The organism is Oceanobacillus neutriphilus (assembly GCF_014645515.1).
In the GTDB taxonomy this organism is placed as follows: domain Bacteria; phylum Bacillota; class Bacilli; order Bacillales; family Amphibacillaceae; genus Oceanobacillus; species Oceanobacillus neutriphilus.
On record NZ_BMLW01000009.1, the window covers coordinates 1 to 15,292 of the forward strand.

At 37.5% G+C, this 15,292-nt stretch carries 14 protein-coding genes and 1 pseudogene; 12 read left to right on the forward strand and 3 right to left on the reverse strand.

Annotated elements, in window-relative coordinates; all coding sequences use genetic code 11:
* Positions 1-108: 108 nt before the first annotated feature.
* Together IEX29_RS15005 and IEX29_RS15010 are read left to right on the forward strand one after the other, a co-directional pair.
* Positions 109-387 (forward strand): annotated as a pseudogene (locus tag IEX29_RS15005) (aminoglycoside adenylyltransferase domain-containing protein); the annotation flags it as partial.
* 116 nt (positions 388-503) lie between these two features.
* Entirely contained in the window at positions 504-1,235 is a 732-nt protein-coding gene (locus IEX29_RS15010) for an alpha/beta hydrolase (RefSeq protein WP_188735187.1), read from the forward strand.
* 164 nt (positions 1,236-1,399) lie between these two features.
* On the opposite strand, the gene IEX29_RS15015 is transcribed toward IEX29_RS15010, so the two are convergent.
* On the reverse strand, positions 1,400-1,648 hold the full coding sequence (locus IEX29_RS15015; protein WP_077604723.1) for a hypothetical protein: 249 nt from the start codon (positions 1,646-1,648) through the stop codon (positions 1,400-1,402).
* A 69-nt stretch (positions 1,649-1,717) separates the two neighbouring features.
* Between IEX29_RS15015 and IEX29_RS26770 the strand changes: the two genes are divergently transcribed.
* A complete protein-coding gene (locus IEX29_RS26770; protein ID WP_268239075.1) occupies positions 1,718-2,539 on the forward strand; it encodes an Rpn family recombination-promoting nuclease/putative transposase in 822 nt (273 codons plus the stop codon).
* A gap of 268 nt (positions 2,540-2,807) precedes the next feature.
* Here IEX29_RS26770 and IEX29_RS15025 read toward each other — a convergent pair whose 3' ends face one another.
* On the reverse strand, positions 2,808-4,055 hold the full coding sequence (locus IEX29_RS15025; protein ID WP_188735188.1) for a YeeE/YedE family protein: 1,248 nt from the start codon (positions 4,053-4,055) through the stop codon (positions 2,808-2,810).
* 331 nt (positions 4,056-4,386) lie between these two features.
* On the opposite strand from IEX29_RS15025, the gene IEX29_RS15030 reads away from it, so the two are divergent.
* On the forward strand, positions 4,387-5,112 hold the full coding sequence (locus IEX29_RS15030) for an alpha/beta fold hydrolase (RefSeq protein WP_188735189.1): 726 nt from the start codon (positions 4,387-4,389) through the stop codon (positions 5,110-5,112).
* Between the two features lie 148 nt (positions 5,113-5,260).
* Here the strand turns inward: IEX29_RS15030 and IEX29_RS26775 are convergent, their stop codons facing one another.
* The gene (locus IEX29_RS26775; protein ID WP_229720243.1) at positions 5,261-5,638 is read right to left on the reverse strand and encodes a hypothetical protein; all 378 of its coding nucleotides are present in this window, start codon (positions 5,636-5,638) and stop codon (positions 5,261-5,263) included.
* 671 nt (positions 5,639-6,309) lie between these two features.
* Between IEX29_RS26775 and IEX29_RS15040 the strand changes: the two genes are divergently transcribed.
* The 8 genes from IEX29_RS15040 to IEX29_RS15075 all read left to right on the forward strand — a co-directional run bounded on the left by IEX29_RS15040 (position 6,310) and on the right by IEX29_RS15075 (position 15,132).
* Positions 6,310-8,367: a BglG family transcription antiterminator gene (locus tag IEX29_RS15040; RefSeq protein ID WP_188735191.1), complete on the forward strand. Its 2,058-nt coding sequence runs from the start codon at positions 6,310-6,312 to the stop codon at positions 8,365-8,367.
* Between the two features lies 1 nt (position 8,368).
* Positions 8,369-8,836, forward strand: coding sequence for a PTS sugar transporter subunit IIA (locus tag IEX29_RS15045; protein WP_188735192.1), 468 nt, complete (start codon positions 8,369-8,371; stop codon positions 8,834-8,836).
* A 17-nt stretch (positions 8,837-8,853) separates the two neighbouring features.
* Positions 8,854-9,135 carry a PTS sugar transporter subunit IIB gene (locus IEX29_RS15050; RefSeq protein WP_188735193.1) on the forward strand — a complete coding sequence of 94 codons (282 nt, stop codon included), beginning with the start codon at positions 8,854-8,856 and terminating at the stop codon, positions 9,133-9,135.
* 147 nt (positions 9,136-9,282) lie between these two features.
* Positions 9,283-10,650, forward strand: a complete 1,368-nt coding sequence (locus IEX29_RS15055; protein WP_204799036.1) for a PTS galactitol transporter subunit IIC — start codon at positions 9,283-9,285, stop codon at positions 10,648-10,650.
* 49 nt (positions 10,651-10,699) lie between these two features.
* Complete coding sequence (locus tag IEX29_RS15060) at positions 10,700-11,728, forward strand: alcohol dehydrogenase catalytic domain-containing protein (RefSeq protein WP_188735195.1); 1,029 nt, start codon at positions 10,700-10,702, stop codon at positions 11,726-11,728.
* 14 nt (positions 11,729-11,742) lie between these two features.
* Positions 11,743-12,576, forward strand: coding sequence for a class II aldolase (locus IEX29_RS15065; RefSeq protein WP_188735196.1), 834 nt, complete (start codon positions 11,743-11,745; stop codon positions 12,574-12,576).
* 2 nt (positions 12,577-12,578) lie between these two features.
* The gene (locus IEX29_RS15070) at positions 12,579-14,075 is read left to right on the forward strand and encodes an FGGY-family carbohydrate kinase (RefSeq protein WP_188735197.1); all 1,497 of its coding nucleotides are present in this window, start codon (positions 12,579-12,581) and stop codon (positions 14,073-14,075) included.
* Positions 14,076-14,079: 4 nt separating this feature from the next.
* On the forward strand, positions 14,080-15,132 hold the full coding sequence (locus IEX29_RS15075; protein ID WP_188735198.1) for a galactitol-1-phosphate 5-dehydrogenase: 1,053 nt from the start codon (positions 14,080-14,082) through the stop codon (positions 15,130-15,132).
* Positions 15,133-15,292 lie beyond the last annotated feature (160 nt).

The window sequence follows — 15,292 nt, forward strand, 5'->3', positions numbered from 1 at the left end:
CCTGACCAATTCATTATAAAGGATTTTTTTATGGCTTAAAACAGTAAAAACCGAAAATTAGGATTATTTTGTATTATTAGACATAATTAATGCAATGCTAGTGAGTCAGATTATGAAGAATGTCTGGCTGCTTATTTGGATAAACCTGTTTATGCGCTGCTGAATATGCTGCGTTTCTACTGGTATTTAAAAGAGGGCTGTATTTTATCGAAGGAGGAAGCAGGAGAAAGAGCGCTTAAGGATTTTCCGGAGAGCATGCTTCCAATCATAAAAAGCCTGCAGCATAATTATCAGGTGAAAGAGGCGGATAAGCAGACAATAAATAAACAGGATTTAACAGCTTTAAAAAATTTGATTGATAAAGAAATAATAGAGCTTTTGAAGTAATTCAAGCTTTTTGTTGAAAAAGAAAGCGTTATCACTTGTGGGATTATCTGATTCGTTCTATTCTAAAACTATGTAACAGCAAGAATAAAAATCAGTTTCAGGAGGAGGAAAAATAAATGAACGAGCAGTATCCGGTATTAAAAAATGCAGAGCCATTTTACTTCGAAGGAAATCGTGTTGGTGTTCTCGTATCCCATGGATTTACTGGCACAACACAAAGTATGTATCCAATAGGAAAAGCCTTTGCGGATGCAGGCTATACTGTTTATGGTCCAAGATTAAAAGGTCATGGGACAGCTCCTGAGGATATGGAAAAATGTACGTATCAGGATTGGGTAAACTCTATTGAAGAAGCATATTCCTGGCTTGAAGAAAGATGTGATACGATTTTTATGTGCGGCTTGTCAATGGGCGGAACATTAACGCTCAATACAGCTGCAAAGCATCCTTTGTCAGGGATTATTTTAATCAACGCAGCGGTGGATATTCCGGCAATGGAAGCAGATCAAAAAGTCCGTTTTATTGATGCAATTGGTTCAGATATTAAAAAAGCAGGTGTAGTGGAGTTAGCTTATGATAAAACACCGGTAAAATCAATTGGAGAGATAAAGAAACTGATGGAGGAAACAAAAGCAAACTTAGGGAAAGTAACCTGCCCGGCGCTTATTTTTGTCTCAGATGAAGATCATGTTGTTCCACCGGATAATGCTCAAATGATATTGGAAGGAATAGCCTCTGAGCAGAAAGAAATCATTTCTATGAAGGAGAGCTATCATGTAGCGACATTAGATAATGATCAGGGAATGATTATTGAAAAATCTCTAAACGCATTGCAGTCGTGGACATAAATGGTAAATGAAGTCAGACTTGAAGCTGGACTGGCTTCTTGCTGAAATAAGAAAGAAATCGTTACAAATCCATATATTTCACTAGCCATTAAAAAAGGGATGACGCCAAAATGGAGCCGTCCCTTTTTGTTATCTTAAATAGTAAACGCTTCTGCATTCACATTTTAAGAAGATTGTGTTTGATTCTGGCCGCCACTATTGCTCTGGTTCATTGCCTGGTCACCGCCAGAAAGCATATCCTGGATTGGTTTTGCAATATCCTGCATGGTGGAGCTATTCATGGAATTGGAAAGCTTTTGTGACATGTTTTGAAATGATCCATTTTGCATACCCATACTTATTCCATAGGCTGCAGCGCCTGCTACACCTGCAGCAATCAGTGACGTGGTCATTCCTTTTTTATTATTCATCATTAATTATCATCCCTATCCATTTAGAATGTGAATCAACAACGATACTTAGTTTGCAGTTAAAATTGAAAAATATACAATGGATTTAATTATTTCTCCGATTTATTATTCCAGACAAAAATTCATCAAAAACCCGCTTACGTATATTTTCTATTCGAGCATAAAAGCTATCATGATTACTATACCTCTCTGCAGTTACTGCGATATATGGTTGAGATATGGGAGACTAAACGAGATAATAAAGATGAGAAGAAGCTGCCACTCATTATGCCGATTGTTCTGTATCATGGCAATACGGATTGGAACGCTGGAGCTTCGTTCAGTAATCTTTTGGAAGGGTATCAGGATTTCCCGCAGGAACTGCAGAAATACGTCCCTGATTATGAATTCTTTCTGTATAACGTGTCCGATTACGAAGATGAAGATACGCAATTGAATGTGTTCCTGCGAATCATACTGATGGTGTTTCGGGATATCCGTAAAAATGATGTCCAAGTTGTATTGAATACTATTTATCGAGCTGTTGATTATTTGCGGCAATTACAGGATCAAAGAACGGCAACAGAGTACCTTGAGACGTTGTTTTATTATATTTTCCGTGTCCATCGCCACCTAACTAAAAATCAGTATTATGATATAATCAAACATATAGGAAATACTTATCAAGAAGGGAGCGAATTGGCAATGACTTTAGCAGAGATTTTTCGGAATGAAGGGAAAGAAGCAGGTAGAGCGGAGGGCAAAGAAGAAGGCAGAGCAGAGGGTAAAGAAGAGGGCAGAGCAGAAGGCAAAGTAGAAGGGCAAACAGATGCATTATCTAATACTGCCATTCGATTAATCACAAAATTTGTAGCTCCACTTTCAGAAAGTATAAAGGCAAAAATATGCGAATAGGAAATAAGTACACTGGAAACCATAATAGATCATATAGATGAATTTGAAACAATTGAAGATATCAAACAATACTTGAAATAGAAAAAACACAGGGATAGTAGTTACCCCCAAAAGTTAGATTTTCTACTCTAGCTTTTGGAGGAGGTACCATCCCTGTGTTTTTTATTCTATCGATAAAGAAGCACATTTCCTGTCACTCACTCATGAAGTTCACTGGTTTCACTTGTTGAAATTAGGAAAGGATTATGTCTGCATAATCCCAGTTCTATCAGCAAAATGAATCCCTGGGTTTCGGCACCGAAAGACCGAATAATGGACGCAAATATAAAGCGAGGAACGTACCTGCGAGCGCCATCACACCCCAAATATAACCGTGGGCACTGAAGGAAGCAATACCGCTGAAATAAGCACCGACATTACAACCAAACGCAAGCCGTGCACCATAACCCATTAAAAGGCCGCCAATAATGGAAGCAGCAGTATTTCCTTTCGTGATTTTTGTAAAACGGAATAGTCCTCCTGCTGCCGAAGCAATAAAAGCTCCCAAGATAACACCGAAATTAAGAGCAGTAGTTGTATCAGCGAAAATGGAAGCGTGAAGAGCTTCGGTATTTCCTGCCCAGTAGCCCCAGTTTTCTACGTTAAAGCCAAGCGCCTCTGCCACTTTTGATCCCCATAGCGTAAATGCTGCTGTAACTCCCCATGGACTGTCACGAGTAAGCAGTGTAAGAGCGTTTAAAACAGCCAATGCTGCAGCGGCTGCGAAAAGTGGCCAGGAGCCTCGGAAAATGCGTTTCCATCCTTTTTCAGAAGGGAGCACAGCCATTTTAGGAGGCTTTCGCTTTTTCTCAATTAAAATGGTTATCCCGGCAACGATGGCAAAAATCAGCAGAGAAACTGCCCATGCTCCACCGTAGCCAAGTCCTGTTGAGGTCGCGAGTGAAAAAGGCTCTGCCGCTGGTAAATCTTCCATCCAGAACGTGGAGTGGGCAGCGCCGATGGTTGAACCGACGATAAAAAAAAACAGGGTAATAAACATAACGGTCCGGCCTCCGCCAACTGCGTAAAGTGTACCGGAAGCACAGCCGCCTCCAAGCTGCATGCCAATGCCAAACATAAAGGCTCCAACAATCAGACTGATACCGATTGGCGAAATATTACCGGCAGGGGTTCCTCCGAAAAAAGAATAGCCAAAAGCCAGAATAGGTGCAAATAATGTACATGCAATCGCCAGCATAAACATGTGTGCCCGAAGAGACTGGCCATTACCTACTGAAGCAAGTCTCCGGAAAGCAGAAGTGAAGCCGAAGCGTGCATGAAACAATGTGTATCCAAGCAGCACACCAATCAATAATAGCAATGGTTGAACGATATGCTGTGTGGCTGCTAAATAAATTGTCAGAATGAATGTAGCAAGGATTCCGCCTGTAACCAGTTTTTTCTGAGGCGGATTCAGTTTTGGCGCTTTTTTTGTTGCTGCTGGTTGTTTGGGAACTGATTGTGCCAATGTAGACATTTCTAACACCTCTAATTCCTATCAGTTTAGTTTGTTATGGTTTTTTAGTTTATGCTTCTTTTGAAAAAATGTCAATTGAGTGAAATTTTTTCGGAAATATGGGAGTATACTATTTTTATTTTGAACTTTAAACATAAAATAGCGGAGTATTATAATTAGTTTAGATATATGAAGAGAATGAAATGCTCTCTTCTAGACAAAAAAAGAATTTAGAACGATTAATTGAGGAAGAAGTTATTTATTTCCTTAGCTGATACATATGGAATAATAATTGTTTTGAATTACAAATGTGAACTATTATAATAAAAGAGCTAAACGAAGGAGTTTTTCTATGAAAATTTTCAAAAGAACCATATTAATCATTGGAGGATTAATTGCTCTAGCAGCTATATGTTTTCTTATCTGGTCACAAATCACATATAAGCCTACCAATGAACTTCAAGAGCTTGTTGATCTTTCCGAGGTAACTGATAATAAGGAAGGCTCTACGTATGTTTTCACACCGGAAGAATCATCCGAGGTAGGAATTATTTTATATCCCGGTGCTAAAGTAGAAGCACTGGCATATAGCTATCTCGCTGAACAAATAGCAAACGAAGGCTATAATGTGTTCATTCCATCAATGCCATTAAATTTTGCTGTATTCGGGATTAATAGAGCGGATGATGTCATGCAACTTGATGAATTAATTACAACCTGGTATATTGGCGGACATTCATTAGGTGGATCAATGGCAACGGCTTATACAAAAAAACATCCTGACAAAGTTGATGGACTATTTTTTCTGGGATCGTATACAACCGATAGCAATAATTTATCAGAGCTGACTATTCCTTCTCTTTCTATCTATGCTGAATTTGATGGACTAAGTACCTTGGATAAAATCGAAAAGAATCGTATCTATAATCCGAAATCAACTAAATACGTTGAAATTAAAGGTGGAAATCATGCGCAATTTGGTATGTATGGTGAACAAAAAAATGATTTAGAGGCATCTATATCTCCAAAGAAACAGCAGGATTTGATTATTGAAGAAATCATTAATTGGCTGGAGTAGTTACGATTTTAATTTGGCTTAATGAAGAAGAAGGCAGCACACCGTTTATTTGAGAAGAGCTGTTGCTGCCATTCTTCTTTAAAAATGCTTCCATTAATTTAAGCGCATGTTTATAAAGCAGGCCTTAATAAAAACCTTTCGCATTGATTTAAGTTTTCCTCTGAAAGTAAGCTGTTCCAAGTAATGAAATGATTAATATCAGCTCAAAAAGGTTGGTAATAGCACCGCTCTTTACAGGCCACTGAATAACACTTCCAATTATCATTAGTAAGGAGCCAATAAAAAACCAGGCCCATTTCTGTTTAATCCATATGAAGATGGAAGCTGCAATTAATACGAGCGAGACAAACAATATCATGAATGGGGGACCGCTCGAAGGCTCCATGCTTTTATAACTTAACACTCCCAATTCCCATTTTGCTTCGATGTTAAGACTAAATACTTCAGTAAATAATTCAAAAAGTATGAGTAATACGGTTAAACCTATAGCAGAAATCCGGACAGAAATCATTCTTGTCCATTTCATGTTTGCTTGCTCAAGTGTTTTCCATGCGAATAGTATAAGAAAAGGCGTAAAGAAGGCATGTATCCAATACTTTGCAATATTTAGTTTTTCTAAAAAATCTCCTTCGCCAATGAAGCGGCCTATAGCAAGTAGGGTATTATCATAGAACAGACCTGCGATAACAGGTAATAAGTATATGGAGCTTCGAGCATAAGGACTCCTCAATAACCTTATGGCTAATAGGATCAATATAAAATAAACGATCGAAAAAATAGCAAAGAAAATAGTATCCATTGGGTTCTCCTTTTGTTCCTATGTTCTGTAGTCAGTATATCCTTTTATAGTAAACAAACTGACATATTTATTTTAATAGCATATGTAAAAATGATTGAAATAATTCTTTTATCATTACTTGTATTTCCCGCTTAATTGATGTGTTGGAATTATTGTGTATGGAAACCGGCAGTATAAGAACGTGAAAAGAACAAAGTGGGAGAAGCATAACTGCCCCAGCTTTCATAGTTATAGATGAGGAACGCATATATACTAGTCTATATACTTCAATGAATGGGCAATATAAAAAAACTACATCATCTTGTGAAACAATGAGCATAATAAACGTTGGGCTGAAATTGAATTTACTTTGAAGGGGGCACAATCTAAAATGATATGTAACAGGAGGCGAGCAATAAATGCATATCGATGAAAGAAGCAATCAATTGCTGCAGGAATTAATTAACAATCCAAATGCAACGTTAAAGTCACTTGAAGCTAAGATGGGTATTAATCAACGACAAATAAAATATAGTCTTGAAAAAATTAATAGTCATTTAATGGATATTCACCATGTGCAGATTGAGCGTACTCCTAAAGGACAATTTATTATGCCAGGGAAAATCACAGAAATGTTTTCAGAAGCTAAAGGCGGTCATTCCTATGTTTTATCAGAAAACGAGAGGGCTGATATCCTATTAGTTATCATTTTAAACCGGTCACAGGATTTGTCACTTACCCATTTAACGGAGTTATTGGATTTCAGCAGAAACACGATAACAAAGGTTATCAAGCAAGCTAAAGAAAAGCTTAAGCTGTATCAAATTGAATTAAATTATTCAAGAATAGAGGGCTATCAACTTTTAGGAGGCGAGTATGAAAAAAGAAAGTTATTATTTGATATTATTCAGCAGTACGTGAAAAACAGAAAAGACAGAGAGCTGTTAGAGAAGTATGGAGATATTGACTCAGAAGATTTGAAAGTTTTTTATCATAAATTGGAACAATGCGAGAAAACACTTGGTTACACTTTTTCGGACAATATGATTACTACAGTGGCATACTGCTTAGCGGTTTGGCAGAATCGTGTAAGGCAAGGAAAGACAGTGGAAGAAAACGAAATGAGTAAATTTGATTTGGCGGATAAGAAAGAATATTATACGGTGAAAAAAGTATTTCATGAGCTTCGTTTTATTAACGAAAGTGAGTTACATTACGTAACATTGCAGCTGATGATTATGAATGTATTTTCTACCAAGAATTTTTATACCAGTGAATCCATGAACAACATCAAAAAAGCATTGCAGGAAATGCTTGATAAATTTGAAAGAGTAAGTGTCATTGATATTCCTCAAAAGGAATTATTAGTAGAAAAATTATATATTCATATGAAGCCTGCATATTACCGGATTAAATTTGACCTGATTGATAATTCATCATTAGCTTTAAAATTTGATCAAAAGCTTACCAACCTTCATCGGGTAATTAAATTAATTGTTGAACCGATTGAAAACGCTTTAAGTAAAAAAGTACCGGAAAGTGAACTGGTCTATATAACTATTATTATCGGCGGCTGGCTGAGACAGCACGGTATTGACTTTAACAAAAAGATTCTGGCAGCAGTAGTTTGCCCGAACGGTCACTCTGTATCCGTTATGATTCATGTGACATTAACATCGATATTTAAAGATTTTTTATTTTTAAATCCTATGTCGATTCGAGAATTCTCTAATTATGAAGGAGAAGTAGATATTGTATTTACCACGGATAAATTGGATACCAATGTAAAACAATTCCTGGTCGAACCAATTATGAGTGAGATTGATATTAGAAAATTGCAATCAACTGTTTTTACTGAGCTGTATGGTTTTTCTTTTTCAAGTATTGATATGGATGCAATTATGAGCATCATTGAAGAACATGCGGATGTAAAAAATCGAGTGAAGCTGATGGACAATTTAAATAAATATTTACTGGATCAAAATCCGGCTGCTGCTCAAACCAATATGTATGATATGGAAAGGACATTGGATGATTTTTTAACCAATAATACCATCCAGCTGGCTGATAGAGTGAAAACGTGGGAAGAAGCAATCAGGTTGGTGGCCCAGCCGCTACTAGACAGCGGATATATAAAAGAATCCTATGTGGATGCTGTTATGGAGAACTGCAGAAGAAATTCAGATTATATCATGTTAGCCAACCGAGTAGCGATTCCTCATGCAAAACCTGAAGAAGGTGTGTTGAAGCTTGGAATGAGCCTGTTAAGTCTGAAAGAACCTGTAGAATTCCCTAATGGTCAACGTATGAATTTAATTTGTTTTATTGCCGCAGAGGATAAGGAAAAACATATTAATCCATTACTTCAACTTAGAAGACTTGCAGAAGATGAAAGTACCGTTAATCAAATTAAAAAAGCAGGCTCTGAAGAAGATGTGAAAGGGATTATTAACCATTTTGTAAACGAGGTGATTTAGTTTGACAAAAAAAATAATGATATCAGAGAATGCTGTTTTTACAGAATTAGAGGCTTCCGATAAGGAAGAAGCCTTAAAAAAGATGTCCGAGGCTTTTTCAAAAAATGGATTTGTAAATGAGGGATACTATGCGAGCATTTTGGATAGAGAAAGGAATGCTCCTACAGGGATAGAAGCCTATGATTACGGGATCGCCATTCCACATACAGACCCAAAATTTGTAAATAAGGACTCTTTAAGCATTGCTGTTTTAAAAGAACCCGTCATTTTTAATAATATGGTCAATGCAAAAGAAACCATTGAGGTCAAAGTAATATTTTTATTAGGGCTATCAGAGAGTACAAAACATTTAAATATTCTGCGTCAGATTATGGAACTGATTAAAGAGCAGGGCGTATTGAAAAAAATGGTCGAAATGCGTCAAAACGAGCTTTATGACTACTTACAGGAACATTTAAAATCAGAATAAAATTGGAGGAATTTAAAATGAAAAAAAATATTGTTTTCGCGTGTTCAAGTGGAATTGCAACATCTACGGTAGTAGCAGAAAAAGTAAGAGAGCATTGTGAGCAGCATGGGATTGATATTGATTCCCGGCAAGCTACAGTGGGTGAACTAACAGGATTAGATGATTCCGTTGATTTGTTTGTTGTTACTTCAGATGTTGGGGGCGGTTATAAAACACCAGTTGTGAATGCATTGCCCATTCTTACTGGAATCGGAGAACAGGAAGTATTAGATCATATTGTTTCGCTTTTAAAAGGATGAAGATAAAGGTCAACGCTAAAAATCTATGGTTGAAATGAATGTGAAAATAAAGTTTTATCAGTCATAGATTTTGGTGAACACCTGGAAAACGCAGCAATACTTTATTAATCGATATTTAAACGACATTTTAAAAAGGAGATGAAAATAATGGGACAAACAATCGTAGATGTTTTTCAATACATTCTCAGCTTCGGACCTGAAGTTATGCTGCCGATTATCATATTCATCATGGCTATTGCCTTTCGGGTCAGCTTCAGTAAAGCATTAAAATCTGCTTTAACTATCGGATTTGGATTTGTGGGTATCTTTTTAGTACTGGATTTACTGACAGGAAGTCTTGGCCCCGCAATTGAAGCGATGATCGACAATTCAGGAGTAAATCTGCCAGTCATGGATACAGGCTGGCCGCCGCTTGCAGCAATTGCTTTTGCATCACCAATTGCTCCGATTGTCATCATACTGACGATCGTTATCAACGTAGCCATGCTGATATTTAAGTGGACAAAAACCGTTGATGTCGATTTGTGGAACTATTGGCATTTTGCATTTGCCGGCTCATTAGTCTATATAGCTACAGGAAGTTTAATCGTTGGGCTGATTGGCGCAGCAATTGCTACAATTATAACCTTTAAACTCGCTGACTGGTCTGCTCCATATATTCATAAAAGAATGGGACTGCCCGGAATTTCTCTGCCGACATTATCAGCAGTTATCTATTTCCCTGTTGGAATTTTAGGAGATAAAATCATTAATTTAATACCTGGTCTGAACAAATTGAATGCCGATCCGGAATCAATAAAAAAACGTTTTGGTGTATTTGGGGAACCAATGATGATTGGGGTAATTTTAGGTATCATTATTGGAATTATTGCCAGATTTGAAATAAGAAATATTATTGAGTTGGGAATCTCTCTGGGGGCAGTTATGTTTATTATGCCACGGATGGTTAAAATTCTTATGGAAGGGTTAATGCCGTTATCAGATGCTATACGTAATTTCTTACAGAAAAGGTTTCCTGATCGTAAGGATTTGAATATTGGTCTTGATATAGCAGTAATTATTGGTAACCCTGCAGTTGTATCTACAGCCCTTTTGCTGGTGCCTGTCACGATATTGTTAGCAGTAGTTCTTCCAGGTGTCATTATCATGCCATTAGGAGACTTACCATTCATCGTTGTTCCATTAGCAATGGTTCTGGTTGCTACCAACAAAAATATTGTGCGATCAGCGATCATCGGTATACCAATGCTTATCGTCTCTCTCTATTTTGCATCAAATTTAGCTCCGCTTGTTACGAATGTAGCAGAAAGTATTCAATATGAATTTCCAGAAGGTGCAACATCTATGATTAACAGCTTTTTAGATGGAGGGAACCCGGTTAGATATTGGCTTGTTATGCTGGCACAAGGAAATTGGATTGCAATTGCAGCTATCCCGGTTATCTTAATTGTCGTCTGGTATATTTATAAACTTAGCAGAAGAGATTTTGATGAAAACGGTCAGCTGAAAGAATAAAAACTTATTATTATCATCAGTATAATCAGGTAAAAAGGAGTGTTATTCATTGAAAGCGTCTGTTTTTTATGGGAAAAATGATATTCGTTTTGAAGAAGTAGAACAACCGGATATACGTGATAAAGAAATATTAATTCAGATGAAGGCATGTGGTCTTTGCGGAACAGATATTCATAAAGTAACGGAAGAATTAGTTCCTTCAGGTTCTGTACTAGGCCATGAATATGCTGGAGAAATCGTTGCGGTTGGAAAAGAAGTTTCTGATTTCAGCCTGGGAGATAGAGTTACAGGTGGAATTCATGTCCCATGTTTCACATGTGAGCAATGTTCAAGAGGTCATTATACCTTATGTCCGGAATTCAAAAAGACGAATATTCATCCGGGAGGATTTGCAGAGTATATAAAACTCCCGGAAGAACATGTGAAGCATTTACTTTATAAGATTCCGGATGGAATGAGCTATTCCGAAGCTTCTCTCGCAGAGCCGGTTGCCTGCTGTATCCATGGACAGAAGGCGGTCCATATTCATGCTGGAGATAGAGTGCTTGTGATGGGAGCAGGACCGATTGGTTTGATTCACTCCCAGCTTCTAAAAAACAAATTAGTGAAAGAAGTTGTCATAACGGATGTGTCTGATCATCGCTTGAATAATGCGCATGAGTTCGGTGCTGATTTAACCATTAATACAGGAAAAACCGATTTGGAAACATATTTACAAGAACAGAAACATCCGGGATTTGATGTGGTTATTATTGCAGCGGGTGTATCTGCGTTACTTCCTCAAGCGATGAATGTATTAAAAAGAGGAGGAACCGTGGTCTGCTTTTCCCCCTTTACAATCAAGCCGGTAGTAGAGATTGATGCAAGTATGTTTTTCCATGATGAGAAATCTATCGTTGGAACATATAGTGTCTCTCCATATGAATTTGAAGAAGCTATTTTGGCCATTCAAAAGGGAGTGATTAATACGGAAGCATTAATCACACATGAAATGCCATTATCTGATTTAGGTAGAGCAATTGAATTAACACAGAATAAAACAGAAAATGTCTTAAAAATTGTTTTAAAGAATGAATAGAGAGGGGAATTTATATGACGTATAAAGCGATGGATGCTTTTTTAGAAGCGTTAGAGGAAGGAAATTATGTTGCGCCTGCAATGAACACAACCAATTTAGAGATGACAATTGCAATTGTAGAAGCAGCGAAAGAAACAGGTTATCCGGTAATGGTTCAAATTGCTCCAACGAATGTAAAACTATCAGGTTATGACTATATTGCAGAAATTGTCAAAAAAGCTGCAGAGAATGTATCGGTTCCAGTTACTTTACATCTGGATCATGGTATGAGCTTTGAGGATGTTAAGAAAGCAGTGGACGCCGGATTTGCTTCTGTCATGATTGATGCTTCTACCTTAGACTATGAGGAAAATATTAAACTGACAAAAGAAGTTGTGGAATATTGTCATCAGCGGGGTGTTTTGGTAGAAGCAGAATTAGGAGAGCTGAGCGGGAAAGAAGACGACATTGTGGCAGAAGATGCAGCACAAACAGATGCTTCCTTATGTAAAGACTTTGTCGATCGAACCGGTATAGATTTATTGGCAGTTTCCATTGGAAATATTCATGGGATTGATCAAGCTCCAGACCTGAATTTTAATCTGCTTCAAGAAATCAATGAAAAAGTAGATGTTCCATTGGTAATCCATGGTGGATCTGGGATACCAGATGAGGCTTTGGCAAAGCTGAGGGATTATGGGGTAAGAAAAGTCAATTTAGCAAGTGATTTAAGAAAAGCGTTTATTACTGCTGTCGGGAAGCGTTATGAAAAAAATCCGAACGAATATAATTTGATTTCTGTATTATTAGAGGCGCAAACAGCGGTAAAGGAAACGGCTATAACTAAATTTGAGGCATTGAACCGTTAAACATGTATATCATCAGCATCGATGTTGGTACTACAAATACAAAGGTATGCTTATATCAGCTGCCAGATTTTCAATTAGCAGAAGTAGTCAAGTTTGCGACACCTCAATTAGTGAAGGGTACAGAAACAGATTTAGATGCGGAACAGCTTTGGGGAAATATTCTCAAAGCATTACAGAAATTAAGTGATGCTGTTAAAGACGCACAGCAAATTAAGCAGATCACTGTTTCAAGCTTTGGACAGGCGATTGTACTCCAGGACAGGCAGGAGAAAGTTATTCCTCCGACTATTGCCTGGTTTGATCCAAGAACGAAAGCAGAAGCTCAGGAAGCAAAAGAGATTTTAGGAGAAGAAAGAATATACGAAGTGACTGGAATCAACTCTCACTCAAATCATAGTTTAACAAAGCTGTTATGGCTGAAGCGGCATGAAAATACGGCATTTAAAAGAATGCATGCATGGACATGTATGTCAGGCTTTATTGCTTCCCGCTTAACAGGTGTTTTTGCTACGGATTGGAGCTTAGCATCCCGGACGATGTTATTTGATATAACAAAGAAAACATGGGATAACAAATTCATCGAGATGTTTGAACTAGATGTGGAAACATTCCCTCATGTTGTGGAATCAGGTGCGAGGGTTGCTAATATCAAAGAATCTATTTCTGAGAAGACAGGGCTGCCCAAGCATGTCACCGTTTCTATAGCAGGACACGATCACATGGCTGGTTCCATCAGTACAGGATTACAAAAGCAGACAGAGATATTAAACTCAACGGGAACAACAGAAGGGCTATTATTATTAGCAGATAAGCCTAATCTATCAAATGAGTTCAGAAAATTCTTAATATCTAACGGCTGTTATGTGCTGGAATCGACATATAGCATTTATGGGTCTATGCCGACAGCGGGACAAAGCTTTAGCTGGATATCCAAAATATTTAATAAGGAAATCACAGATACTGGCAGACTATGCGATGAAATTTATCAGGAATATGCATTTTCCTTTGGTTCCATGGTGGAGAGAATGCAGGTGTTTATTCCACATCTAAGAGGGAGCGGACCTCCAATTCGCAGTACTTCTTCAAAGGTAATGATTTATGGACTGACGGATCAATCAACAGATGATGATATTCTTTTCTCAATGATTGCAGGACTTTGTTTTGAATTAAAGCAGTTAAAAGGTGTATATGAGCAGTATCTGAATTCTAAAATCAATAGAATAAAAGTGATTGGGCCGGCAGTAAAAAATCCACTTTGGCTGCAGCTGAAGGCAGATATTCTTCAAGCGGAAATCATAGCTTACGAGGAAGAAGAAGCGGTTGCTAAAGGAGCGGCAATATTAAGTAGCCGGAAACAAGGCTTGATGGAAACACTGCCGGAAGCAAAGATAAAAACATACACGCCTAAAGAGGAAAGGGTACAGATACTTCAGGATTTTTATCAAAATGTTTATGTGCCAGTCTACAACTTAAAAAATCATTTAGAAGGTAAAGGATGATTAAATGGAAGCTTTAGCTTTTTATGGAATTGGCGATATCCGTTATGAGCAGAAGGATAAACCAAGATTGAAAAAAGAAGATGAAGTGATTATCAAGGTGAAGTATGCAGGAATTTGCGGCTCAGATCTATCCAGATATAAAAAGCTGGGACCGCTTACTCCTGGAAATATTTTTGGACATGAGTGCTCAGGGATAGTTGAAGAAGTGGGGAATAAGGTAACGAATGTGAATGTTGGCGACCGTGTGGCCGTTTGTCCCCAATTAAAATGCGGAGAGTGTGAAGCCTGCAAATCAGGATATTTTGCAGCATGTCCGAATTTATTAGTAATAGGTGCAAAGGAGCCAGGGGGGTTCGCTTCCTATACAAAGGTTCCAGCAGAAAACGTATTGAAATTATCTGGCAATGTCAGTTTTCAGGAAGCGGCGTTAATAGAGCCGTCCTCTGTTGTTCTGCATGGACTTTTTCAGACAAAGCTTCAGCCTGGAAAAACAGTAGCTGTATATGGCTGTGGAACAATTGGTTTACTTGCTTGTCAGTGGGCTAAATTATTTGGAGCAGAAAAAGTTGTAGTAATTGATATTGATTCAGAGAAGCTCCAATTAGCCAAAGAGTTAGGGGCGGATGAAATAATAAAACCAGAAAAAAGTGTGTCCACTTATTCGAAATTAATGGAAGTGACAGAGAATAGTGGTGTGGACTTAGCTATTGAAGCAGCTGGTTCCGTTCAGACATCAGAAGAGGTATTTGCAGCTCCCAAAAAAGGTGGAGAGGTTTTATTTCTTGGGATTCCATATAGTGATATTACTTTAAAAAGATTTTATTTTGAGAGAATCGTCAGACAAGAATTAACGGTACGAGGATCATGGAATGCGGTATCTGCTCCATTTCCAGGAAGAGAGTTTACGACAACATTGCAATTTCTTAAAGAAGGAAAGTTAAAAACGAAACCAATGATATCTCATTATTTACCTTTAAAAGAAGGACCAAATATCTTTCAAAAAATAACTAGTGGTAAAGAGAAAGCAATGAAGGTTTTGTTTGAAGTAGGGAAGTAAGTGGATAAGTATTATAAAAAAGTAGTGGGGCAGAAAAATTAATTTCCAATTCACTACTTTTTTATTTGGAGTGAGCAAATCCATTTTACGAAAGAAGAATCTGTGTTGAAGCAGATTCTTCTTTCGCTTAAAACAGATTAGGAATGAGTAATCTAGCCGT

Bases quoted from the DNA above. Each gene is read 5' to 3' on its own strand.
- IEX29_RS15030 (WP_188735189.1), top strand. From the start codon at position 4,387: ATGAAAATTTTCAAAAGAACCATATTAATCATTGGAGGATTAATTGCT.
- IEX29_RS15075 (WP_188735198.1), top strand. From the start codon at position 14,080: ATGGAAGCTTTAGCTTTTTATGGAATTGGCGATATCCGTTATGAGCAG.
- IEX29_RS15015 (WP_077604723.1), bottom strand. From the start codon at position 1,648: ATGATGAATAATAAAAAAGGAATGACCACGTCACTGATTGCTGCAGGT.
- IEX29_RS15010 (WP_188735187.1), top strand. From the start codon at position 504: ATGAACGAGCAGTATCCGGTATTAAAAAATGCAGAGCCATTTTACTTC.
- IEX29_RS15070 (WP_188735197.1), top strand. From the start codon at position 12,579: ATGTATATCATCAGCATCGATGTTGGTACTACAAATACAAAGGTATGC.
- IEX29_RS15055 (WP_204799036.1), top strand. From the start codon at position 9,283: ATGGGACAAACAATCGTAGATGTTTTTCAATACATTCTCAGCTTCGGA.
- IEX29_RS15050 (WP_188735193.1), top strand. From the start codon at position 8,854: ATGAAAAAAAATATTGTTTTCGCGTGTTCAAGTGGAATTGCAACATCT.
- IEX29_RS15025 (WP_188735188.1), bottom strand. From the start codon at position 4,055: ATGTCTACATTGGCACAATCAGTTCCCAAACAACCAGCAGCAACAAAA.
- IEX29_RS15065 (WP_188735196.1), top strand. From the start codon at position 11,743: ATGACGTATAAAGCGATGGATGCTTTTTTAGAAGCGTTAGAGGAAGGA.
- IEX29_RS26775 (WP_229720243.1), bottom strand. From the start codon at position 5,638: ATGAAATGGACAAGAATGATTTCTGTCCGGATTTCTGCTATAGGTTTA.
- IEX29_RS15040 (WP_188735191.1), top strand. From the start codon at position 6,310: ATGCATATCGATGAAAGAAGCAATCAATTGCTGCAGGAATTAATTAAC.